The sequence below is a fragment of the Mycobacterium sp. M23085 genome (assembly GCF_045343915.1).
Classification (GTDB): Bacteria; Actinomycetota; Actinomycetes; order Mycobacteriales; family Mycobacteriaceae; genus Mycobacterium.
Map to the genome: position 1 here is coordinate 232060 of NZ_CP174280.1, position 23368 is coordinate 255427.

General features: G+C 67.4%; 20 protein-coding genes and 1 pseudogene. 6 read left to right on the forward strand and 15 right to left on the reverse strand.

Features of this window, described 5'->3' with window-relative positions:
- Positions 1 to 39: 39 nt before the first annotated feature.
- The 5 genes from ACIUM1_RS01050 to ACIUM1_RS01070 form a co-directional block, all read right to left on the reverse strand.
- Entirely contained in the window at positions 40 to 1131 is a 1092-nt protein-coding gene (locus tag ACIUM1_RS01050; RefSeq protein ID WP_406815471.1) for an LLM class flavin-dependent oxidoreductase, read from the reverse strand.
- 11 nt (positions 1132 to 1142) lie between these two features.
- Positions 1143 to 2150: an ABC transporter substrate-binding protein gene (locus ACIUM1_RS01055; protein ID WP_406815472.1), complete on the reverse strand. Its 1008-nt coding sequence runs from the start codon at positions 2148 to 2150 to the stop codon at positions 1143 to 1145.
- On the reverse strand, positions 2150 to 2905 hold the full coding sequence (locus ACIUM1_RS01060; protein WP_406815473.1) for an ABC transporter ATP-binding protein: 756 nt from the start codon (positions 2903 to 2905) through the stop codon (positions 2150 to 2152). The genes ACIUM1_RS01055 and ACIUM1_RS01060 overlap by 1 nt, the downstream gene beginning before the upstream one ends.
- An 11-nt stretch (positions 2906 to 2916) precedes the next feature.
- A complete protein-coding gene (locus ACIUM1_RS01065; RefSeq protein WP_406815474.1) occupies positions 2917 to 3744 on the reverse strand; it encodes an ABC transporter permease in 828 nt (275 codons plus the stop codon).
- A gap of 125 nt (positions 3745 to 3869) precedes the next feature.
- Positions 3870 to 4685, reverse strand: coding sequence for a tryptophan 2,3-dioxygenase family protein (locus tag ACIUM1_RS01070; protein ID WP_406815475.1), 816 nt, complete (start codon positions 4683 to 4685; stop codon positions 3870 to 3872).
- A 498-nt stretch (positions 4686 to 5183) separates the two neighbouring features.
- On the opposite strand from ACIUM1_RS01070, the gene cobG reads away from it, so the two are divergent.
- The 3 genes from cobG to ACIUM1_RS01085 are packed head-to-tail and all read left to right on the forward strand — an operon-like array spanning position 5184 to position 8425.
- Positions 5184 to 6278 (forward strand): precorrin-3B synthase, encoded by a 1095-nt coding sequence (gene cobG / locus ACIUM1_RS01075; protein WP_406815476.1) that lies wholly within the window; start codon positions 5184 to 5186, stop codon positions 6276 to 6278.
- A gap of 45 nt (positions 6279 to 6323) precedes the next feature.
- The gene (locus ACIUM1_RS01080; protein ID WP_406815477.1) at positions 6324 to 6950 is read left to right on the forward strand and encodes a precorrin-8X methylmutase; all 627 of its coding nucleotides are present in this window, start codon (positions 6324 to 6326) and stop codon (positions 6948 to 6950) included.
- Positions 6947 to 8425 (forward strand): precorrin-2 C(20)-methyltransferase, encoded by a 1479-nt coding sequence (locus ACIUM1_RS01085; RefSeq protein WP_406815478.1) that lies wholly within the window; start codon positions 6947 to 6949, stop codon positions 8423 to 8425. Before ACIUM1_RS01080 ends, ACIUM1_RS01085 begins: the two co-directional genes overlap by 4 nt.
- Here ACIUM1_RS01085 and ACIUM1_RS01090 read toward each other — a convergent pair.
- Positions 8400 to 10073 (reverse strand): PPE domain-containing protein, encoded by a 1674-nt coding sequence (locus ACIUM1_RS01090; protein ID WP_406815479.1) that lies wholly within the window; start codon positions 10071 to 10073, stop codon positions 8400 to 8402. The genes ACIUM1_RS01085 and ACIUM1_RS01090 overlap by 26 nt on opposite strands.
- A 176-nt stretch (positions 10074 to 10249) precedes the next feature.
- On the opposite strand from ACIUM1_RS01090, the pseudogene ACIUM1_RS01095 reads away from it, so the two are divergent.
- A pseudogene (locus ACIUM1_RS01095) lies at positions 10250 to 10891 on the forward strand (DUF2275 domain-containing protein); the annotation flags it as partial.
- Positions 10892 to 11056: 165 nt separating this feature from the next.
- Positions 11057 to 11611, forward strand: a complete 555-nt coding sequence (sigC, locus tag ACIUM1_RS01100; RefSeq protein ID WP_406817889.1) for an RNA polymerase sigma factor SigC — start codon at positions 11057 to 11059, stop codon at positions 11609 to 11611.
- A gap of 2 nt (positions 11612 to 11613) precedes the next feature.
- On the opposite strand, the gene ACIUM1_RS01105 is transcribed toward sigC, so the two are convergent.
- From ACIUM1_RS01105 to ACIUM1_RS01120, 4 genes are read right to left on the reverse strand one after another with little or no spacing between them, the layout of a single operon-like run.
- Entirely contained in the window at positions 11614 to 12342 is a 729-nt protein-coding gene (locus ACIUM1_RS01105; RefSeq protein ID WP_406815480.1) for a cobalt-precorrin-6A reductase, read from the reverse strand.
- A complete protein-coding gene (cobM, locus tag ACIUM1_RS01110; protein ID WP_406815481.1) occupies positions 12342 to 13097 on the reverse strand; it encodes a precorrin-4 C(11)-methyltransferase in 756 nt (251 codons plus the stop codon). The genes ACIUM1_RS01105 and cobM overlap by 1 nt, the downstream gene beginning before the upstream one ends.
- Positions 13094 to 14260: a precorrin-6y C5,15-methyltransferase (decarboxylating) subunit CbiE gene (gene cbiE, locus ACIUM1_RS01115; protein WP_406815482.1), complete on the reverse strand. Its 1167-nt coding sequence runs from the start codon at positions 14258 to 14260 to the stop codon at positions 13094 to 13096. The genes cobM and cbiE overlap by 4 nt, the downstream gene beginning before the upstream one ends.
- Positions 14261 to 14309: 49 nt before the next feature.
- The gene (locus ACIUM1_RS01120) at positions 14310 to 15059 is read right to left on the reverse strand and encodes an SDR family NAD(P)-dependent oxidoreductase (protein ID WP_406815483.1); all 750 of its coding nucleotides are present in this window, start codon (positions 15057 to 15059) and stop codon (positions 14310 to 14312) included.
- Positions 15060 to 15094: 35 nt separating this feature from the next.
- On the opposite strand from ACIUM1_RS01120, the gene ACIUM1_RS01125 reads away from it, so the two are divergent.
- The gene (locus ACIUM1_RS01125) at positions 15095 to 15505 is read left to right on the forward strand and encodes a F420-dependent biliverdin reductase (RefSeq protein WP_406815484.1); all 411 of its coding nucleotides are present in this window, start codon (positions 15095 to 15097) and stop codon (positions 15503 to 15505) included.
- Between the two features lie 64 nt (positions 15506 to 15569).
- Here the strand turns inward: ACIUM1_RS01125 and ACIUM1_RS01130 are convergent, their stop codons facing one another.
- From ACIUM1_RS01130 to ACIUM1_RS01150, 5 genes are all read right to left on the reverse strand, one after another.
- Positions 15570 to 15863, reverse strand: a complete 294-nt coding sequence (locus ACIUM1_RS01130; RefSeq protein WP_406815485.1) for a hypothetical protein — start codon at positions 15861 to 15863, stop codon at positions 15570 to 15572.
- 368 nt (positions 15864 to 16231) lie between these two features.
- Positions 16232 to 16759: an Imm61 family immunity protein gene (locus ACIUM1_RS01135; RefSeq protein WP_406815486.1), complete on the reverse strand. Its 528-nt coding sequence runs from the start codon at positions 16757 to 16759 to the stop codon at positions 16232 to 16234.
- On the reverse strand, positions 16756 to 19698 hold the full coding sequence (locus ACIUM1_RS01140) for a glycohydrolase toxin TNT-related protein (protein ID WP_406815487.1): 2943 nt from the start codon (positions 19696 to 19698) through the stop codon (positions 16756 to 16758). Before ACIUM1_RS01140 ends, ACIUM1_RS01135 begins: the two co-directional genes overlap by 4 nt.
- A 127-nt stretch (positions 19699 to 19825) precedes the next feature.
- Complete coding sequence (locus ACIUM1_RS01145) at positions 19826 to 22156, reverse strand: alpha/beta hydrolase-fold protein (RefSeq protein WP_406815488.1); 2331 nt, start codon at positions 22154 to 22156, stop codon at positions 19826 to 19828.
- Between the two features lie 34 nt (positions 22157 to 22190).
- Entirely contained in the window at positions 22191 to 23318 is a 1128-nt protein-coding gene (locus ACIUM1_RS01150) for a M24 family metallopeptidase (RefSeq protein WP_406815489.1), read from the reverse strand.
- Positions 23319 to 23368: the final 50 nt, after the last annotated feature.

The following is a 23368-nucleotide window of genomic DNA, read 5'->3' on the forward strand; positions in this document are numbered from 1 at the left end:
GCACCAGAATGCCCGCACTGACAAGTGTTCAATCCTTAATCAGGCAATGCCGTTATTGCGCAGGATCGGCAGCACCCCCTCGGCAAACCAGTAGGCCTCTTCCAGATGGGGGTAGCCCGACAGGATGAATTCGTCGAAGCCCAGCGCGTGGTATTCGGCTATCAGGTTGGCGACCTCTTCGTGGCTGCCGACCAGCGCCGTACCGGCACCGCCGCGCACCAGCCCGACCCCGGCCCACAGGTTCGGGTAGATCTCCAGCTTGTCGAGGCGGCCGCCGTGCAGCGCGGTCATCCGGCGCTGCCCTTCGGATTCCGAACGGGCATGCTGCTCAGTCGCATTCGCGATCTGTTCGGGGCTCAGTTCGCTGACCAGGTCCTCGGCCACCGCCCACGCGGCCGCCGAGCTGTCGCGGCTGATCGTGTGCAGCCGGATCCCGAACCGAACGTCACGGTCGCGCTCGTGCGCCAACGTCCGCACCTTGGCGATCTTGTCGGCTGCCGCCTGCGGCGGCTCACCCCAGGTGAGGTACACGTCCACGTACTCGGCCGCGATGGCCAGCGCAGGTGGTGAGGATCCGCCGAAATAGATCTGCGGCAAGGGATCCGGCGGCTCGGACACCCGCGCGTCTTCGACGTGGTAGTACTTGCCGTCGAAGTCGACCGATTCCTGCCGCCACACGGAACTGACGATATGCAGGAACTCGCCGGTGCGGGCGTAGCGCTCGTCGTGTCCCAGCCAGTCCCCGAAGCGGCGCTGCTCACGGTCGTCGCTGCCGCTGACGACGTTGAGCAGCACGCGGCCCTCCGAAAACCGCTGCAGCGTCGCGGTTTGCTGCGCCGCCAGCGTCGGCGGCACCAGGCCCGGCCGGAACGCGACCAGGAACTTCAACCTCTCGGTCTCGGCCAGCAGGGCCGCCGCCGTCAACCACGCGTCCTCACACCAGGTTCCGGTGGGCGTCAGCACGCCTTCGTAGCCGAGCCGATCGGCGGCGCGCGCCACCTCGGCCAGATAGCGGCGGGTGGGCTTGCGATGACTCGCCGGAACCACGTGGTGCGACGACGCGTGCGACCCGCCAACGATGGATCGACTGTCGCCGGTGGTCGGCAGAAACCAGAAAAACTTTGCCGCCATAACTCCTCAGATCAGCTGGCGAGGCCTGGTCGCAACGCCTCGTTGAATCGACGATCGACCCAGTTGGCAAACCTGGGCGCCGACGCGAGCTGGCCTGCGCCCGCGAACAAGTCGGCCAGTTTCTGTTCCGACGCGACCACGTCGTCACCGAGCTCGGTCGGTAACCGCAGGCTACGCGTCGCCGCGACCGCAGCCACTTTGGGGTCCAATCCCACTGCGGCGGAATAGTCTTGGGCCCACTCCTGCGGATGAGACCTGGCCCACTGCACGGCTCTCTCGAAACGTACCAGTAGGTCGGACAGCGCGGTGTTGCGTCTGGGGTCGTCCAGCGCCTGGTCGGACGCGACACCCACCCAGTCGCCATTGGTGACGCCCTGCGCCTCGGCGATGCTTCGCACCGGGATTTGCTGCTCGGCCTGGGCCGTGTAGGGATCCCAGATGGCCCACGCGTCGGCCTGACGCTGACTGAACGCGGACAGCGCATCGGCCGGCTGTAGGAAGACGAACTTCACCTCGGCGGGTTTGAGCCCGGCCCTGTCCAACTGGGCCAGCAGGTTGGCGTGCGACGAGCTGCCCTTCGCGACGGCGATCGCCTTACCGCGCAAGTCGGAGACCGATACGATCGGCGAATCGGCGTGCACCAGAACGCGATTGCCCGCGCCGCCGCCGCCGTATGCGGCGACCGCCTTGATCTTGGCGTTGCTGGCGGCCCCGAAGATCGGCGGCGTATTACCGGTGATCGCGAAGTCGATCTTGCCCGCGGTAGCCGCCTCCACTTGCGGCGGCCCGGACGTGAACGTCGAAAACGCGACCCGATAGGGCAGGTTATCCAGCTGCCCCGCGGCGCGCAGCAGCGCTTCGGTGCCACCCTTCTGATCCCCCACCTGCAAGGTCAGGCCGGACAACTCCGATAACGGCACCGCGGCCGGCGCCGGCTTGGGCCCCAAACTGGCGGCGCGCGAAACACATCCGGTCGACAGCAGTGCGAGCGCCGCGACCAGAGTGATGAAGCCACGCATCAAAGTCGCACACCAAGACGATCCAGCAGCTCCGCACGATGCCGCTCGGTATGCGGTCCGGGATCACCTGGCGCGCGGCGTGGCTCGTCGATGGCCAGCGTGTGGACGACGCGACCTTCCTCGAGCATCAGCACACGATCGGCCAGCGCCACCGCCTCGTCGACGTCATGGGTGATCAGGAATACCCCGAACCGATGCCGGCGCCACAGATCCAGCAGCAGGGTGTGCATGGTCAACCGGGTCAGCGCGTCCAACGCACCGAACGGCTCGTCGAGCAGCAGCAGTCGGGGTTCGGCCACCAGCGCGCGGGCCAACGAAACCCGTTGCGCCTGACCACCGGACAGGGTCAGGGGCCACGCGCCGGCATGGTCGGTCAGCCCGACGTCGGCCAGCGCCCGGTCGGCGCGGTCCCGGACTTGCGCCCGCGGCAGGCGGCTGCGGGTAAGCCCGTAACCCACGTTCGTCCGCACGTCGCGCCACGGGAACAGCCGCGGCTCCTGGAATGCCAGAGCCGGCGCGCCGGCCACCACGCGCTGCCCACTGTGGTCATCCGACAGGCCGGCGAGCACCCGCAACACCGTCGATTTGCCCGATCCGCTACGCCCGACCAGCGCGACGATCTCGCCGCTACGCACCCGCACCGAAACGTCGTCGAGCACCTTGCGGCTGCCGTAAAACTTGTCGACGTGGCGCAACTCGCCGGCGATGTCGGTGAGTCCGGGGGTGGCGGCGTCCGATTCTGCGATGAGTGTCAAGCCCGGACCTTTCAGTGTCGGTAGCGCAGCGTGTGGCGCTCGATGAGCCGGACGATCGCATCGGTGACGATGCCCAGCAGCGCATAGATCGTCAGCCCGAAGATGATGACGTCGATTCGCAAAAAGTCGCGGGCATTGTTGATCAGATAGCCAATTCCCTTGTCGGCGTTGATCTGCTCGGCGACGATCAACGTCAGCCACGCGATTGCCAGCGACTGCCGCAAGCCCACCAACACCTGCGGGGCGGTACTGGGCACGATGATCCGGGTGAACCGCTGAGAGAACGAAAAACCCAGCACCTGAGCGGTTTCCAGCATCTTGGGGTCGACCTGGCGGATCGCCGAGAACGTGTTCAGGTAAAGCGGGAAGATCACCCCCAGCGCGACGAGCAACACCTTGGGCAGCTCGCCGATGCCGAACCAGAGGATGAACAGCGGAATCAGCCCCAAATGCGGCAGTGCGCGGATCATCTGCATCGGCGGGTCCACGGTCGATTCGACCCAGCGGGACAGGCCGACCGCCGCGCCCGCCACGATCCCGATGATCCCGCCCAGCAGCAGCCCCTCAACAACGCGGACGGTGGAGATGTGCAGCGCGTCGGCGAGCTGACCGTTGCGAGCCAGCTCGACTCCGGCCTCGACGATCAACGAAGGGGCCGGCAGCACATCGGCGGGAATCACGCCGAGCGCGCTGCCCAGCTGCCACAACACCAGCAGCGCTAGCGGCGACGCGACGCGCACGATCTCCCATTTGCGGCGCGACCATAATCCGCTCGGCCCGCCGGCTGGGGCGCTGCCCGGCTTGCTGGACGCAGCGTCGAGCGCGGTGGCAATGCTCACTGTGCCGACGCTAGGGCGCTGCCGGGCACCTGGGTAAGGGTTTACGTCTGGCTGAAGGCAATCGAAGAACACCGGGTGCGGCGGTGGCCGTTAGGAGTAGGAGCGCCGCCTACAAGAAGCCGCTCCTACGTTGGGCAGGAAGCGTCGAAAAGGCGATCGACCAGGAAGCCGAGCCCGGCGGTGCCCCCGGTGCCCCGACCGTCCCCGATGAAGCGGCTGACTACGTCTAAGTGAGCCAGCCGCCAGCGCGTGAGGCCGGCAATGAATACATCGAGCTGCGCGCCGAGATGGAGGCGTTGCCGGCGGTTGCCCGCGTCGCCGTTGCGCCGGTCGGAAACGATTTCGAGTAATGCCGCCACGGGAGCGTGGCGAACGCCGGCCAGTATGGTCGTGAACTGATGCGACTGTCCGGCGCTCATACCCTGTAGACCAGGCCGGAACCGGTGGAAGTCATTCACCGCAAGGTGTTGCAGGGCATTCTGTGTCGTAACGATCAGTTCGAGCAGGGCGTTGGCGCGCTTCAAACGACCGACCGCTCTGTCGAAGTCCGAACGACGGGCGGACTCAAGTGCAAGATCAAGGTCGACCAAGATCTGCGACACCCACAGTTCAGAGGCTTGGTGGATGATCTGAAAGTACCTCTCGTCGGCCCAAACCGACCGGTCGCCGTCCCCAGACGAAGGCTGTACCGCGCCGAGCAGCTCGTCGAGGTGCAGGTAATCCGCGTAGCGTAGCTTGGCCTCCGGCTTTTCGTCGGCCTCGATGTCGTCTGCCTGGTCTTGCAGATGCCTGAACGGGCAAACGGCGGGAGTTGCTTCCGAGCTGACACGTTTGTCCAGCTGCTGGGGCAACAGGCTTTGAGCCATGGCCAGCGGCCACAGGCTGTGCTGATCTTCGTCGTTGGTCAAGACGAAAATGCTGCCATTGTCGTCGTTACTCATCAGTCCTCCAAAGCCTCGATTTGGCATGGGTCGAACGTTTGGTGCACTAACTGGTTCTGACCCGGGGCCCTAGGGCTTGGCCCCGCAACCGTCCCGACCGATTGCATGACCCAGAGCGTTGTGGGTTTCAATCCTGTTGTCCGGCTTATGAAGCCCGTAGCGTAGTCGGGACGCACACATAGAGTGGTGAGCGGCAGCAAACTGCGAGCAAACAGAGTGGCGGCTCCGGCAGACACAGAAGTTACGAAATCCAAAATGAGTGCACCAGCACGAATTACATTCTGCAACAGCGTTTTTCGCCGATACATCCTGGTTCGAGGCGCTCGCGGGGCTGCGGCCTCACGAGACGGTCGTGACGCCGCGCTTCGACGAACATCCGGCTGAGCTATCCCGCCACCAGCCGTCGAACCTGAAGTGAAACGGCTCCGGCGAAACTCACACTGGCGTCAGATTCAGTTCTGGTGTTCAGGGGATCGACCGACCCCGTACCGTTGACCGGTGGCCAGAACGAGTACCGAAGACGCCTGCCCGGGTGCGCTTCAGGTGCACCAGGCGGCCGATGGCGCCTTGGCCCGGGTCCGGCTGCCCGGCGGCGCGATCACGGCCGCCCAGCTGGCTGCGTTGGCCGCGGTCAGTAGCCGGTCAGGTTCGGGCACGCTCGAGCTGACCGCCCGGGGCAACGTGCAGTTGCGCGGGCTGACCGACGTGACCGGGGTCGGCGAGGCGCTGGCGGCCGCGGGCCTGCTGCCGTCGACGACGCATGAACGGGTCCGCAACATCGTGGCCTCACCGCTGTCCGGGCGCTCCGGCGGCAACCTGGACGTGCGTCGCTGGGTCGGCGAGCTGGACGCCGCGATCTGCGCCGAGCCCAGGCTCACCGAGCTGGGCGGCCGGTTCTGGTTCAGCCTGGACGACGGGCGCGCCGACGTGTCGGGGCTGCGTGCCGACGTCGGCGTCCACGCGTTCCCCGACGGCTGTGCGCTGCTGCTCGCCGGCCGCGACACCGGTGTCCGGCTGGCCGCCGGCGAGGTGGTCGAGACGCTGGTCACTCTCGCTATGCGGTTCGTCGACGCCCGCGGAACCGCTTGGCGTGTCCAGGAATTGGACGAGGCTCGGCGGCTGTTGCCCGTCGCCGAACCGAGCGCCACCTCGTTTCCGGTGGTCACCAGGCCTCCGGTGGGCTGGATCAGCCAAGATGACGGGCGGGTGGCGCTGGGCGCCGCGGTGCCACTGGGTGTGCTGCCGGCGCGCGTCGCGGAATACCTGGCCGCGATCGAAGCGCCACTGATGATCACGCCGTGGCGTTCGGTGCTGGTCTGTGATCTCAGTGAAGGGGTGGCCGACACCGCGCTGCGGGTGCTGGCGCCGCTGGGTCTGGTGTTCGACGAAAACTCCCCCTGGCTGACCGTCAGCGCCTGCACCGGCAGCCCCGGCTGCGCGCGCTCCGCCGCGGACGTGCGGGCCGACGCCGCGGGAGCGCTGGACGCCGACTCGACGGTGCACCGGCACTTTGTCGGCTGCGACCGGGCGTGCGGCAGCCCGCTGGCCGGCGAGGTGCTGGTGGCTACGCCGGACGGCTACCGGCGGCTGTAGCCGGGTGCGGCGGGTCGCCACGCGGGAGAGCCTTAAAGTGGGCGGGTGCTCGACTACATCCGCGACGCGGCGGAGATCTATCGCCAGTCGTTCGCGACGATCCGTGCCGAAGCCGATCTGGCACGGTTCCCGGCCGACGTGGCACAGGTGGTGGTCCGGTTGATTCACACCTGCGGGCAGGTCGACGTCGCCGAGCACGTCGCATTCACCGACGACGTCGTGAAACGGGTCGGCGCCGCTCTGCGCAGCGGCGCCCCCGTGCTGTGCGATTCGTCGATGGTTGCCGCCGGGATCACAGCTGCCCGACTGCCGGCCGATAATCAGGTGGTCTCCCTGGTGGCCGATCCGCGGGCGGCCGAGCTGGCCGCACGCCGGCAAACCACTCGCTCGGCGGCCGGGGTGGAGTTGTGGGCGGACCGGCTGCCCGGTGCGGTGCTGGCGATCGGCAACGCCCCGACCGCGCTGTTCCGGCTGCTCGAGCTGATCGACGACGGAGTTGCCCCACCGGCCGGCGTCGTGGGCGGCCCGGTGGGTTTCGTCGGGTCGGCGCAGTCCAAACAGGAGCTGATCGACAACCCACGCGGCACCTCCTATCTGGTAGTGCGCGGCCGCCGCGGCGGCAGTGCGATGGCCGCCGCCGCCGTCAATGCAATCGCGAGTGACCGCGAATGACGGGCCGGGGGACACTGTGGGGCGTCGGTTTGGGGCCGGGTGACCCGGAACTGGTGACGGTCAAAGCCGCGCGGGTGATCGGCGAGGCCGACGTGGTGGCCTATCACAGCGCCCGGCATGGCCGCAGCATCGCCCGCGGCATCGCCGAACCGTACCTGCGGCCCGGCCAGATCGAAGAGCACCTGGTCTACCCCGTCACCACCGAGACCACCGACCATCCCGGCGGCTATGCCGGCGCGATCGAGGACTTCTACGTCGAGGCCACCGAGCGCATCGCTGCGCATCTCGACGCGGGTCGCAATGTGGCCCTGTTGGCCGAGGGTGACCCGCTGTTCTACAGCTCCTACATGCATCTGCACACCCGGTTGACCGAACGGTTCGACGCCGTCATCGTGCCCGGTGTGACGTCGGTGAGCGCCGCCTCGGCGGCGATCGCGACGCCACTGGTGGCCGGCGACGAGGTGCTGTCGGTGCTGCCGGGCACCTTGCCGGTCGAAGAGCTGACCCGTCGGCTCGCCGACGCCGACGCCGCCGTCGTGCTCAAACTCGGGCGCTCGTATCGCGCTGTGCGGGAAGCACTTTCGACGTCTGGACGACTTGACGACGCGTTCTACGTGGAGCGGGCCAGCACAGCCACGCAACGCATCATGCCCGCCGCAGACGTCGACGAGGCCGGCGTCCCGTATTTCTCGCTGGCCATTCTCCCGGGCGGGCAGCGCGGCGGGCGCACCGCTGCGGCCGGCAGCGTCACCGTGTTAGGCCTGGGTCCCGGCGACGTGGACTGGATGACCCCGCAGACCCGGCGGGAGCTGGCCGCGGCGACCGACTTGATCGGCTACGGCGGCTACCTGGACCGCGTGCCGGCGCGTGACGGCCAGCAGCGCCACCCCAGCGACAACCGCGACGAGCCCGAACGGGCACGGCTGGCGTGCACGCTGGCCGAGCAGGGCCGTGCCGTGGCGGTGGTGTCGTCGGGTGACCCGGGCGTGTTCGCGATGGCGACCGCGGTGCTGGAAGAGGCCAAAGAATGGCCGGGCGTGCAGGTTCGGGTGATTCCGGCGATGACCGCCGCCCAGGCGGTGGCCAGTCGGGTCGGCGCGCCGCTGGGACACGACTATGCGGTGATCTCGCTGTCCGACCGCCTCAAGCCATGGGAGGTGATCGCCGCGCGATTGCAGGCCGCCGCGGCCGCTGATCTGGTGCTGGCGATCTACAACCCCGCGTCCAAGACGCGGACCTGGCAGGTCGGTGCCATGCGCGACATCTTGTTGACCCACCGCGAGCCCGGTACCCCGGTGGTGATCGGCCGCAACGTGTCCGGCCCCGACGAGGACGTCCGCGTGGTCAGGCTGGCCGATCTCAATCCCGGCCAGATCGACATGCGCTGCCTGCTGATCGTCGGATCGTCTCAAACCCAGTGGTACTCAGACGATTCCACCGACCGGGTCTTCACGCCCCGGCGCTACCAGGCCTAGGGTCACCGTCCCAGGTGCTCGGCATCATCGGCACGGTGGGGCCGTCGCTCAAACCGTCACGGGTCAACGTCGCCAGCCCGGCGGCTCGCGCTGCCTCGGATTTGGCTGCCGCACCGGCGAATCCGAGCGGTCCCGCACCGCCCTCGGAAGGGCGTGCGGCATCGAGATCTTCGGCGTCACCGGCAGGAGTTGATCCTTCGTCGGAGTCCAGGTATTCGTAGCGGTAAGCCCGCTCCGTGGCGGTGCCGCCGCGGCGCCGACGGGCTCGGGCCTTCTTCTTGGCCGCGGCGGCCGCGGCGGCGGCGGCGGGTGCGTCGACGTCGTCGGATGAGGGTTCCTCCGACTTGCGCCGTGACCGGCCGGTCGCGCTGCCACGCGCCGACAGCCCCGAAAACCCGACCGCATAAAGCGAATTGGACAGGTTTGCCCCGATGCCGTCGGTCACCGTGGGACCGAAGCCGACGCCGGGTCCCCCGCCGACCGGCCCGCCGCCGGCCGATCCGGCAACCGTCGACGCGGGGGCGGTCGCCGGCGTCGACACGTGACTCACACTGGCGGGCGCGCTGGCGATCGTCGGCGCCGGAGCCGCCACTGGCGCCGGCGCCGCCGCGACGGCCGGCAACGGCGCGGCCGTCGAAAGTGGAACCGCGACGCTGATCGCGGTGACCGCGGCCGCCGCCCCGCCCGCTGCTGCCGCGCCGATGGCGGCCACGACGACAGGCGCGAGCACCACCGCCATCTGGATCGCGGCCTGCATGAACGGCCAGAAGATCATCAGCGTGTGGAAGATGGCCCAGCCGAGCGCACTGGACAGGGCCGGCGAGAAGCCCAACTGGCTGAAGAACGAGGCGAGACCGTTGACGAACGGCACCGGCGGGAAGGGCCAGCCGCCGGGGTTGAGATCTTTGGAGACCGGCCACGCGAAGTTCTGGGTGTACTGCTGCAGCCACTGGGTGAGCTGGTCCATCCAGGACGGATAGGTCTGCGTCGCCGCCTGCTGCTGGGCGCTCGAGGTAGCAGCGTTGTTGAGGTTGGAGCCGGAGTCCGCGGCCGGTGCCACGGTGGCCGCCTGCACCGCCGCGACGCTGGCGGTGCCTGCCTCCGCACCCGGCACGACGATCGTCGGCGCGGGGGTGGTCGCCGGGACAGCGGCAAGCGCGGATGCACTGACGGCCTGGTAGGTGCTCATCGTCGTGGCGGCCTGCACCCACATGCGCGCGTAATCCGCCTCGTTGACGGCGATGGGAATGGTGTTGATCCCAAAGAAGTTCGTGGCGACCAGCGCGCCGTGCACGGCGTGATTCGCGGCGAGCTCGCCCAGCGTCGGCATGGCCGCCAGTGCCGCGGTGTACGCGGTGGCCGCGGTCTCGTGCAGGCTTGCCGCCGCGGTGCTCTTGGCCGCGCTCTCCAGCAGCCATGCCTGGTAAGGGGCGTGAGCGGCCACGTACTGGTCCGCGCTGGGGCCGTCCCAGGACCCTGCCTGTACCGCGCCCATCAGTCCGCTGAGCTCGGCCGCCGCGGTCGCATAGTCGGTGCTCAGCGACGACCATGCCGTGGCGGCGGCGAGCAGCGGCGCGGGGCCGGGGCCGCTGCTGAGCATCGTCGAGTGCACTTCGGGCGGAAAAGCGATCCAGATCGGGGCGGTCATCGTCGGGGGCCTTCAAGCAAGAACACGCATACCTCTTCGGTGCATCTCGTGGATGGGCTGGCGATGCTTACCGACAGAGGTCGGTTGCCGATCCCGTTTAGTTCCCCGCAATTTCGTTCTGGCGATAAATCTCGCGAGTCTTTGCGCGCGGCCGGGCCATGCGCAACGATGCAGGGATGCGGTGTGAGATTGCGCGCGAAGCGCTGTCGGCTCGATTGGACGGCGAGCGTCCCCAGGTCCTCGCACGGCAGGTCGATGCGCATCTCGAATCCTGTCGAAGCTGCCGCTCTTGGCTGATCGGTGCGGCCGTGCAGACGCGACGGCTTGCCTCCGTGAACCCCGGCGAGGGACCGGACCTGGTCGAAAAAATCATGGCCAGCATCGGCGAGCAGCCCACCGGACACCGGGCCTGGATGCGCTGGTTGCGGTCGCATTACCGGCGGTGGGGCCTGATCGCTGTCGGCCTGTTCCAGGTGGCGATCGCGGCCGCCCAAATCAGTGGCATCGATTTCGGCATGGTGTCGGCACACATGCACGGCGCCATGTCCGGCGAACACCTGATGCACGAGTCCACGGCGTGGTTGCTGGCGCTGGGTCTGGCGATGATCGCCGCCGGCGTCTGGCCCGCTTCCGCGTTTGGAGTGGCGGCGATCACCGGTGTCTATTCCGTTGCGCTGCTGGGTTACGTGATCGTCGACGCCTTCGCCGGCGAAGTCACCGCCACCCGCATCGCCAGCCACATGCCCCTGTTGTTGGGCCTGGCGTTCGCGTTGCTCGTCGCGCGGGAACGGGTGGGCTCGCACCGGCGGCGCGGCTCCGACGCCTCCGGCGACGTCGACTTCCCCGGCTGGGCGGCGGACTCGCACAGTGGTCGGCGGCGCGGGCACTTGCGACCCATCAACCATGCGCCCGTCGACCCCGTCGCATCTTCTACGACGAGCCGTCGTAGAATCGGACAACTCGCACAACAAAGGTGGGTGGGCATGACCGCGCCGAGCGACGACGAGGCCGTAACCGAGCTCGCGTTGTCAGCCGCACGCGGAAACGCGCGAGCGCTCGAGTCGTTCATCAAAGCCACCCAGCAAGACGTGTGGCGGTTTGTCGCCTATCTGTCGGATACGGGCAACGCCGACGATCTCACCCAAGAGACCTTCCTGCGCGCCATCGGCGCCATCGAGCGATTCTCCGGGCGCTCGAGCGCGCGCACCTGGCTGCTCTCCATCGCACGCCGCGTCGTTGCCGACCACATCCGCCACCTGCAATCGCGGCCCCGCGCCGCCGTCGGCGCCGATCCCGAGCACGTGGTACGCGCCGACGGTCACGCCCGCGGATTCGAGGACCTGGTCGAGGTGACGACGATGATCGCCAACCTCAATGCCGAACAGCGAGAAGCACTTTTGCTCACCCAGCTGCTCGGCCTGCCATATGCGGACGCCGCCGAGGTGTGCGGCTGCCCGGTGGGCACCATCCGCTCCCGCGTTGCCCGCGCCCGCGATGCGCTGTTGGCCGATAGCGACCGCGGCCACCTAACCGGTTAGCGCTAACCGGTTAGCGCACCGACCCATTCGGCCGCCTGTGCCACGGTGCCGACGGTCAACGCCCCGGCGGGTAGCGGCGGCCGCGCCACCATCACTACCGGAACGTTCAGTGCCGCGGCGGCATCCAGCTTCGCGCGGGTCATGTCTCCGCCGCTGTTCTTGGTGACCAGTGCGTCGATGCGATGCTCGCGCAACAGCGCGATCTCGTCTTCATAGCCGTACGGCCCGCGGGAGAGCAGCACGCGATGGTGACGTGGCAGCGCGGACGCGTCCGGGTCGGTCACCGCCCGGATCAAAAACCACGCGTGGCTGTCGGCGAAGGCCCGTACGCCCGAGCGCCCGGTGGTCAGAAACACTCGCGAATACCTTTGCCGTGCAATGGTTTCGGCGGCCGCGATGTCCGACTCGACGACAGTGGCCGCGCCCGCATCCCAGGCCGGGCGGGCCAGGATCAGATGAGGTATCCGCAAGTCGGCGCACGCGGCGACGGCGTGCGCCGTCATGGTCGTTGCGAAGGGGTGGGTGGCGTCGACGACGGCATCGATGCGTTCGTCGTGCAGCCAGCGTCGCAACCCGTCGACGCCGCCGAAGCCGCCGATGCGCACGGGGCCAACCGGTAAGGCCGGATCCGGCACCCGGCCGGCCAGGGAACTGATGATGTCGACGCGCGGGTGCAGGGCCTTCGCCAGGGCGCGCGCCTCCCCGGTGCCGCCGAGCAGCAGCACGCGCATCAATGCCTGCTCCCCCGGGCCCGCCCGGTCGAATAGAGGTAACTGTCGGTGAATCCCCCGGCGGTCAGCGCGTCACCGACGACGATGACGGCGGTCTTGGTGACGTGGGCCTGGTGCATCTGACCGGCGATGTCCGCGAGGGTGCCGCGCAGCACCGTCTCTTGCGGCCAACTCACGAAAGCCACGACGGCCACCGGTGTTTCGGGCCGGTAGCCGCCTTCGAGAAGTTGTGAGACGATGGCGTCGATCTGGGCGGCGGCCAGGTGCAGGACGAGGGTGCCGCCGGATTGGGCCAGGGTGTTCAGGTCTTCACCGGGCGGCATGGCCGTCGACAGGGTTGCCACCCGGGTCAACGTCACCGTCTGCGCCACGCCGGGAACGGTGAGCTCACGCTTCAGCGCGGCCGCCGCAGCGGCGAAAGCCGGTACCCCGGGCACGATTTCGTAGTCAATGCCCAGACTGTCGAGCTGCCGGCATTGCTCGGCCAGCGCGCTATACAACGACGGATCACCGGAATGCAGCCGCGCCACGTCCAGGCCGGCGGCGTGCGCGGTGGCGAGCTCGGCGACGATCTGTTCCAACGTGAGCGGGCCGGTGTCAACGATTTTCGCGTCCGGAGGACACAGCGCAAGCAGGTCGTCGGGCATGATCGATCCGGCGTACAGGCAGACCCGGCAGGATTGCAGTAGCCGCTGGCCACGCACGGTAATCAGGTCGACCGCGCCCGGCCCCGCCCCAATGAAATAGACCGTCATTTGGTCACCGCCCACTGGGTGACGGGATACTGCGCGCGCCAGCCGGTGAAGGCGCCCAGCGGCTCGCCGTGATAATGCTGGAAGCGTCGCAACTGGCCGCCCAAGCGTTGATGTTGCTGCGTCACAACGGCTTCCGATTCGGTGGTGACCGCGTTGACGACGAGCCGCCCGCCCGAGGGCAGCCTGCACCAGCAGGCGTCGAGCAAGCCGGGGTGGGTCAGGCCGCCGCCGATGAAGATCGCCGACGGCGGCTCGGCACCCTCGAACGCGCCGGGGGCCTCGCCGCGCACGTCGATGCTGACCCCGAAGGCCGCCGCATTGAGTTCCACGTTGCGCCGGCGCCCTTCGTTGCTTTCGAATGCCACTGCGCTGCAACCTTGTCCGCTCAGACACCACTCGACACTGATGCTGCCCGAGCCGGCCCCGACGTCCCATAACCGCTCACCCGGGCGCGGCGCCAGGGCCGCCAGTGTCACCGCGCGGATCCCCTGTTTGGTGATCTGCCCATCGTGGGTGAAGGCGTCGTCGGGCAGGGGCGAGACGCGTTCGTCGGGCAGGTAGCGCACGGCGACCACGTTGAGATCGTCGATGTCTCGGGTTTCCGCCCAGCCGCGGGCGGTGCCGTCGCGGCGCTGTTCGTCCGGGGCGCCGAGTCGTTCGAGAACGGTGAACTCGGACTCGCCGCGGCCATGCGCGGTGAGCAGTGCTGCGAGCTGGGCTGGCGTGGACTTGCTTTGCGACAGCACGATCGCCTGGCCCCCGCGGCGAACCGCGGTATGTGGCTGCGCGGTGACCAGACTGATCACCTCCGTGTCGTGGACGGTCCAGCCCATCCGCGCGCACGCCAGCGTCACCGACGACACATGTGGCAGCACCTTGACGTTGTCGCGGCCGTGCAGGCGGATCAGGGTGCCCCCGATGCCGTGCAGCAGCGGATCGCCGCTGGCCACCACATGCACGTCACCGGTGCGCCCGTCCAGCAATGTTTGCAGCGCGGGCATCATCGGCGACGGCCACTGCCGCCGGGGCGCGGGCACCGTGTCGTCGAGCAGGTCGAGTTGTCGTTTGGACCCGTAAATGGCTGCGGCCCTTCGGAGTTCAGCTCGCGACTCCGCACTGAGCCCAGCCATGCCGTCGGCGCCGATTCCGACCACGATGATCATGAGCGCCGCTCCTCCTCATCGCTTCGCTCTGCATCGTCACCAGCGCGGATCATCGCGGCATCCTGCGCCAGACGAATTGTGGCAGCATCCGCATGACGAATGCTGCGGGCCCGAGCGCCCGCGGAATCCACACGGTGCGTCGGCCCTTTACGAGCGCACGCGCGGTCGCGGCGGCCACCTGCGCCGGGGTGCTCGGCAGCGGTGCGGGCGTCATGCCTTCCGTCATGCGCCCGATGACGAATCCCGGCCGGGCGATCAGCAGCCGAACCCCGGTACCGTGCAGCGCGTCGGCCAGGCCGCTGGCAAAGCCGTCCAGGCCGGCCTTGGCGGAGCCGTAGACGTAGTTGGCGCGGCGCACGCGGGCGCCCGCGATCGAGGAGAACACCACCAGTCGGCCTTTGCCGGCTTTGCGCATGGCGGTGGCCAGGTGCGTGAGCAGGCTGACCTGGGCGAGATAGTCGGTGTGCACGACGGTGACCGCGTGGGCGGCGTCGGTTTCAGCGCGGGCCTGATCGCCCAGGATTCCGAACGCCAGCACCGCGGTGCCGACCGGCCCGTGATCGGCGATGACCGAGGCGACCAGCGGCCCGTGCGAGGCCAGGTCGTCGGCGTCGAACTCCCTGGTGTCGACCGCCGTGGCGCCCGCGGCTTTGAGCGCGTTGACCTGGTCAGCGAGCCGATCGGCATTGCGGGCGGCCAGCACCACCGTCGCGCCCGGCGCGAGGAGTCGTGCCAGCTCGATCCCGATCTCGCTGCGGCCACCCAGGATCAGTACTGGACCTGCGCCCGTGTCGTCCACGGCTGCGATTATCACCTGCGCTAGCGTGGGCGGTGATGGCGAATACCACTACCCGGCTCACCGACGACGCACTGGCGTTTCTGTCGGAGCGGCATCTGGCCATGCTGACCACGCTGCGAGCCGACAATTCACCGCACGTAGTGGCGGTCGGTTTCACCTTCGACCCCAAGACGCATATCGCGCGGGTGATCACCACCGGGGGTTCGCAGAAGGCGGTCAACGCCGACCGTGGCGGGGTGGCCGTGCTCAGCCAGGTCGACGGCGCGCGGTGGCTGTCGCTGGAAGGGCGGTCCAAGGTCAACAACGACGCCGACGCGGTGCGCGACGCCGAGCTGCGGTATGCGCAGCGCTATCGCACGCCGCGACCCAACCCGCGGCGCGTGGTCATCGAGGTTCAGATCGAGCGAGTGCTCGGGTCATCGGATCTTTTGGACCGCGGCGAGTAGTTCTCCCCGCGGATCTGATCTCCGTTCGGTTTCGGTGCGCCTGCTCACCGCTAATGCTCGACGGCTAACGCAGGTTCCAGCCGACGCATCGGCCGATCTCGCGCAATGCTTCTTCGCACAAGTCACGATGCTTCTCATGGAGGCGCTGCAGGATGTCATTAACGCCCTCGGCTAGCGTCATGTCGCCCCATTCGATTGGCATACTCGCCGCCTCGTCCACCAGTTCCAAAACGCGCAGTACGAGCGAGTCGGCTTGCGTTGGCCCGTATACCTCTCGCATCTTCTGCATGTCGACGTGAGGGATAGCGGTACCACCTAGCGCTATGACGATCGCGGCATTGATGGTCGCAGAATCCATCCACCGCTCCTTCACATAGGTCGGAAAACAGCATCTGCCTGCCCGTCGTCAGTGGGCCGCAGTCCTTTTCCTTCGAGCGTCATACGCGGTACCCGAGATGTCGTCTCAAAATTTCGGCGATACTTCCGTGGGCCGATCGGCATCGGCGACCGCATCTACTTTTCCTGGAAGCCATCAAATAGCTCGCGTGCGCGGGCCAACTCCTCTTGCGTCGGCTGAATAACGCCTGCTTCTTCAGCTGTCATAAAGACCTTGCCCGCAATCTTTCTAGCCACCATAAACCCGTCGCTTGTCACTGCCACGACCGAAAGAAGTGATATAAAAGATCGCAACGGCCTCAGCCGGTTCGAGGTACAACATTAGCGCAGTCAAGCGTCAAGGTCTTTCCAAGCGGAAAAGAGAGGTTTGCCATCCGCGGCTTCGAATGAAGATTTGATCGCTTCGACAGGGGCATCCAAGCAATGCGACAATGTAATTAACTGGTCAATCGCCGCTATCGCTAATATATCCCCAGCCCCGTTTATAAGGGTTTTTCGTTCGCGACCTGCAAAAAGTTGCTTGCCGATCGTATATCCGGCGCGTAGCTCGTGACGTTCAAAAGGAACTCTGATCGACGGCAAATCATCGCGCCGGACCGAACCGCCGATAGCTTGATAAAGATACTTCTCCGTTACGGGCATCGACGCCCCGGCAAAGTTGAAGTTTTCGGGCCCCATACGGTCTGAAGATGTCACAAGGCACCAACCATCAACCAAATTGATAAAGTAACGGACCTCTCCACCTTTATTCCAGATGATCGTGCGTCCGTCGTCCGTCTGCGAGCCTTGAATCATGTCCAAGTCAGCCCGGCGGATCCAGGCTTGCAGCCCTGAGCTGAGGTCTACATCGCTCGTCACTTTCGCAGTACTCCTATCCTAGTTAAGTCGTCGACAGATCGTGCATTGCCCGCATCGTCGAGTATGCGAACTTGAATTGATCCGCCGGGCTGACCCATTCCGGGCGCTACTTGAGACACCTCAATACTCCAATCCTCTGGCAGCTGCCCTAAGCTGTACGCGTTATACGGATCCCGAAGGGAACTGACGTGGAGGGCACGCTCCTCCCACCAAGCGGGTTGGCCCCCTTCCATAACGGCTAAATACTGCCCGTTCGTTTTGCCGACCCGATCGAGCAGAGGCCCGTAGTCCCGCAGGTATGACGCAGAATCTGCGTAGGCGACTCTCGTCCGCGGTACAGCACCGTCGTTAAGCGGAAAGTTGAACCAAGATTCGCCTTCAGGCCCGACCTTGTTGAAACGTTCTGCGTATTGCTCGGCGGTGTAGGGATGCCCTCCGGGATCACGGCCGAATGGCGCTTCGGGATCACGAATCAGCTTGGCAACGTCCCCGTCGAGCTTCGTAGGATCAACCGGATTGTCGGTGAAATCCCAGTGGTCGGAAAGCGGTTCGCCGTAATGCGGGTCGAGCTCCTCGTCCGGCAACCGATGCCATCCGTCGCCGGACGACTCGTGCGAATGGACGGGATCCTGACGCTCTCCGCCGGGCGAGCTGCCATGACCAGCCCCCGACGGGTCGTGCCCGTCCGGATCTTTTCCGTCTGTCCGATCTTCCGGCGGTTCCCCATCGCGATCGCCATGCCCGTTGGGATCGCCGCCGTGTGGCGCTTCAGGCGTGTGCCCTCCCGGCGGACCGCCGTCGCCGAGACCATGTGCGCCGCCACCCGGCGTTGGCAATTCCGCCGGGCGCCCGCCTGGAACCTCGAAACGGGGCGCGGCAGTTGAAGGAGACGGCGTCGGTGGGCGAGCGTCGACAGCCGCCGCCTCACCGGAAGGTCCGCTTGGCGGCACGGGCACCGACGAATGGTCGATCAGATGCGGAGTTGCCGACGGCAACCCGTCGCTCGCCTGCACAGACGCAAGGCGCGATCCGGCGGTCGGCGCCGACGCCGGCGCGTGCGGGCCACCCGACGGCTCGGCGACTGGGTCGCGGGCGCCACCGGCCGGCACGGACACCGGCTCATGCGGCGCCTCCGCGGGCACCCCAGTCGGTTCGTGCGGGCCACCGGCCGGCACGGACACCGGATCGTGCGGGCCCGCAGGAGCGCCCGGCGCGACCGGTGCCGTCGCAGGCGCGGGTTCAGCGGCCGAGTCATGGAAGCCGCCCGGGTCGCCCGGCGGACCCGCGGGTCCAGCAGCCGGCGCAGGCGCCGGATCATGCAGACCACCAGAACCACCTGGCGTCGCAGCTGGAACGGGCCCAGGGTCGTGCGGACCACCAATCGGGCGGTCGGCCGGTGGCAGCGAATCATCGGCCGGGGCCGCCGAACCCGGCGATGTTGCCGTAGGCGACGACCCGTTTGGTGCGCCCGGAGCGCTATCGGCCGAGCGCGGCGCCGATTCGACCGGCGGCGCAATAGGTTTGCCGGGTGGCATCGCCACCGGGCTGCCACCGGCGGGCGCATCGATCTTCGGCAGGTCCTTGGTGACTCCCTCAAGGTTTTTGGTCAGGTCGGCGCCTGTCTTGGACACCCCAGCCAAGGCGCCGCGAGCACCGGCGATTTCGCCAATTCCTTCAGCCGCTCTCTGTCCGGCACGTCCTGCCGCGCCGGCGGCCTCGGCGCCGCGTGCGGCCGCCCCGACACCGTCGGCCGCCGCGCCCGCCTCCCCGGCTCCCGGTATAAACAGGGTGCTGACGTCGAACAGGTTTTCACCAAATCCCAATCCCGGCCGATCGTGCCTCCAATCTTCAACGTGCAACAGGGATTTGATTTGCTGCAGTTGTGTTTCCCCCGCCTCCTTGGGGTTGAACAGGGCGTTGAAAACGCTGCCTTTCCAAACGTTTTTGGCCAACCCGGTCCAGGTCGCGGCATAACCCTCGGGATCGACCGCACTCCACACTGGGAGAAGGTCACCCATGCTGGTCGCCATGCCGACAGCGCCTTTGAGGACACCTTCGTTAGCGTTGAGCCACGTGTCGAACACGGTAGCCACCTGGTTCCCTACCGCGTACCCCAGGAAATCCTTGAGCTGACTTCGCGTGTACTTTTCGAATTTGACGACCAGGCCATCAATGACCTGCATTCCGATTTTCATTCCCTGCTCAGCGGCACGGGCTTCGCGTCCCAAGTCGTGCAGTACGCCGTTGATGTCATCGGCAATCTTCTTGATCTCGTCGAGCGCGTCACCCTTGACGATCAGCATCAGGTCATGGCCCAGATCTGTCAGCGACCCCAGCCGGTTCAACAGATCCCGAATATGGCTATGAGCTTGATTGACCTGATTGGCGAAATCGTCGAGGTTCGTCGCCAACTTGCCGGACAGATCGCCGACCTGCGCTAGGCAATCGCCTATCTTCGACAAAGCGTCATCAATCTTGTCGCCTTCGGGCAGATGTTGCCCATCAAGCAGCGACTTGGAGGCGTTCAGCGCGCCTTTCATTCCGCTCGCCGTCGCACCGAAATCGCGCCAACGCCGAGCGGCTGCATGCAATCCGTCGACGTCGCCGTCCGGCCACACATCTTCGACGAAGGACTCGACTACCGCCCAGAGCAAGGGCGGTGGTTCTCCTTTACCCCACGTGCCAGGCGGCCCGGGAGGGTTGGTCTTGTGCGGCTCGGGTGGCGCCTGCAGGACGCCGCCGCCACCACCCAGCGTCGAGGCCGCCTCGGCCTTCGAGTAGTTCGCGGCGCCTTGCTGGATGATGGCCCCGCATTGCCGACACGCGTTGATACCCGCGGCCACGGCCTTCAAGAGCTGCTCGGCCGCGTCCTGATATGCCAAGCCAAACACGGCGCCGGCGGCATCCAGGCCGGTGTGCGCCGAGAAACCAGCGGCCAAGACTGTCAGGCTCGCCGCTAGACCTTCGCCGGCGGCTCCGACGGCGCTGCCCGCGGCGTACATCGCCTCCGGATCGACAACCAAGGGAGCCACGCGCGGAATTTTCGCTCAGGTCCGCCCGTCGCCGCTATTCACCCAATGATCGCTTCGCCAAGCTAGCGGCGATCGCCTGGCAGGACAACTCATTCGTCAACGTCGCCGACAGCGTGATGCGGTGCCGCCCAGGCGACACCGCGACGGTCGGCCCGGCCGGTTCCCCGTCGAGCTGCACCTCAACCTTGGCGGGCAGGCCACCGAGGGTGATCTTGGCGGCGACATCGGTGGCCACCGTGATGGTCGACGTCGGCAACGTGGCCAGCCCGGCACGCGCGATATCGACCCGCAGACCGGCGACCCCGGTGAGACGCAACGTCAGGTACGGCATCGGGGCGACGGGGCCGCCCACCTGCCAGTCCAGCTCGCTGTAAAGCCCGGGCGTCGGTTCGAAGGTTGAAATGACGCCGCGGTGGTGCCGAATGGTGTGCGTGGGATCCGGCCGCGCGTACGAGCGCGCGTCGACTTCCGCGACGGCCCCGCGCCGCGCGGTCACCTCTGGATCGGCGGTCAGCTCCGACAGCCACCACACCTGGTGCGGCCCGATACCCAGGTCGGCGCGCACGAGTTGCGGATACCAGGCGAACGTGATGTGTCCCGGATCCGCTTGGCGCAGAGCGGTTCCCATGTGGGAGATCGGATCCTCGAACTGGTCCTGAAACACCCAGGCGATGTGATCCTCGAGCGGGTAGACACTGAACCGGTGCCGGTAACCCAGCCGGTCCAGCTCCAGCACCTGCTCGGCAGCCGAGGCGAACGGCACCAGTTCATCAAGCAGCCCATGGGCGATGACGTACGGCAGCCATCGGGCGTTCACCAGCAGCTTCCAGGTGTCACCCTCCCGGGCACACGGCGAATCCAGGTCAAGGTCGGCCGGAATATCGACGCGGGGCAGCAGCCGCACACCGCACGTCGGCGGGCCCGCCAGCACCACCGCTTGGGAGAACACCTGCGGGTAGCTCAACCCCAGCTTGTACGTCGCATAGCCACCCATCGAATAGCCGGCAATCACGGTGCGATTCGGGTCGGTGCCCAGTTGTTCGGCCACTCGCGCCCACACTTCCCAGACGTCGAGTTCGCCGGTGTCGAAGTACCAGGTGGACGGTCCCCGGGCCAACGGCGTAACCACCACCGAGTCGCGGCCCTCGCATACCTCGTGCAACAGGCGCGGGTCGATCGCGGCGAACTGGCTCTGCCCGAGTGACAGCGAGTGCAGCAGCAACGTCAGCGGCAGCGCACGACCGGGCGCGTAACTCGTCGGCAGGCAGATCGAATACGGCTGCACCCGACCGAGGAATTGCGGCTTGGTGCTCAAGATGTCATTGGCGGCCCAACCTTGTTCCAGGCCCTGGCCGAGTTCGACCGACGACACGTACCAGCGGGTGGACGGGCCGGTGATCACCGGCTCGGGCGCTGTTTCGCGGGCCGCCAGCTGAGCCCACGGCACCGTCACGGCGAACTCGGAGACATCGCCATGTGTCAGGGCGTCGGCCTGGGCGGCATCCGACCAGAAGTTGAGGTGCGGCGGCTCCTGCTCGTTGGTGCGGAATGCCACGTTGTAGACGTTGGCCTGCCCCGGTAGCGCACCGTGCAGGGCAGACACGTCGGCGAACCCATCGCCCGCCGCGTTGGCCAACCCCGAGGCCAGGCGGACCGTCCAGTTCCCCGTGGGGTCTGCCAGCGACCGCGGGACCTGCGCCACGAACGACCGCGACTGCGTGTCGACGCTGTGCTCGACCGGAGTTCTGGCCTGGGTGGTCAGGTCGATCAGCGCGGCGCCGCGCCCGGACACCAGCAACGCCGTGTCGATGCCCTTCGAGCGCACGCCGGCTCCGGCAGGCCATTCCTCGGCCGCAGTTCTCGCCGGATCGGTGTCAAAGGTGAACAGCGCGATGGGCACCGACGCGTCCATCAGGGTGTTCCAGTCGATCCGCCACCACGTGTGGGTCTCGGTGAGCCCGATGGCGACGCGGAAGATGTCGGCGCCGTTGCCGGCCGCCGCCCCGTCGGGATAGACGTAGGTTCCGCGCGGCGGCGCCTGAATCTTCAGATCGCCGATCGGGATGCCTGTGGCGCCATGGTCGTCGTAGAGGAAGTCGGTCCAAAACAGGGCACCGCCGGCCACTCGTCCGGCGCCGCACGTCCGCGGGAACTCCTCGCCGAACGGCCAGCCCACAGGCACCGGAAGCCGGGGCTCGGGGCGCCGCGCGGCCGGCGGGACGCCCTCCGGCATCCCGTCGACCACGACGAGCTCAGCGGGCGGTGCGGGTGCCGGTGCCGGTGCCGGTGCGGTGGAGTGCAGAACCGCGTTGGCGACGTGACGTGCGATGCGAAGCGGAAGCAGCGAGAGACCCAGAATTGACATCACGCCCAACCTACGCGGACCGGCGTCGCTTCGGTCAGCCCACCGGAACCACGATCAGTTCGTGCGGCCGGTTGTTGACGGCCAGGGCCCCATCGGAGGTCACGACGACGATGTCTTCGATGCGGGCTCCCCACCGGCCCGGAAAATAGATGCCCGGCTCGATCGAAAAGGCCATGCCCTCGGCCAGCGGCAAGTCGTTTCCGGCGACGATGTAGGGCTCTTCGTGCACCGACAAGCCGATGCCGTGCCCGGTCCGGTGCACGAAATATTCGGCGAGCCCTTCGGCGGCCAGCACATCACGGGCGGCGGCGTCGACCTGCTCGGCCGTCACCCCCGGACGCACCGCGTCATAAGCCGCGCGCTGGGCGCGCTGCAACACAGAATACTGTTGAGCAACTTCAGGATTCGGTTCACCGATGCTGTAGGTGCGGGTGGAGTCGGAGTTGTAGCCGGGTTCATAGGAGCCGCCGATGTCGACGACGACGATGTCGCCGGCCTGCAGTTCGCGGTCGGAATATCCGTGGTGCGGGTCGGCGCCGTGCGGCCCGGATCCGACGATGATGAATGCCACCTCCGAATGCCCTTCGGCCACAATGGCATCCGCGATATCGGCGGCAACGTCGGCTTCGGTGCGGCCCGGCACCAAAAATTCCGGCACCCGGGCGTGCACCCGGTCGATAGCCGCACCGGCTTTGCGTAGCGCGTCGACTTCACATTCCTCCTTGACCATCCGCAGCGTGCGCAACACGTCGGTGGCCAGGACCGGCAGCACGCCGAGCACACCGGCCAAGGGCAGCAGGTGCAACGCCGGCATGGCATCGGTGACGGCGGTCGCGGCGGGGGCACCGCCCAACGCGGCGCCGACCAGATCGTAGGGATTGTCACCGTCAACCCAATCCCGCACCGCCAGGCCCAATTCGGCGATGGCAGACCCCTTGAGCGAGGCCAGCTCCAGTCGCGGCACCACAACCGTCGGATCACCCGAGGCGGGCAAGACCAGCGCGGTGAAGCGCTCCAACGTCTGCGCGCGCGAGCCGGTGAGGTAGCGCAGGTCATACCCCGGCGTGATCACCAGCCCAGCCAGGCCTGCGTCGGCTGCCGCACCGGCGGCCCCGGCCAGCCGGCGTTCATACACTGTTGCGTCGAAGCGGTGGGACTGCATGGCAGCCAGGCTAATGCTCGGCTGCGTGTCGCCTCGCGGCGGCGTGAGAC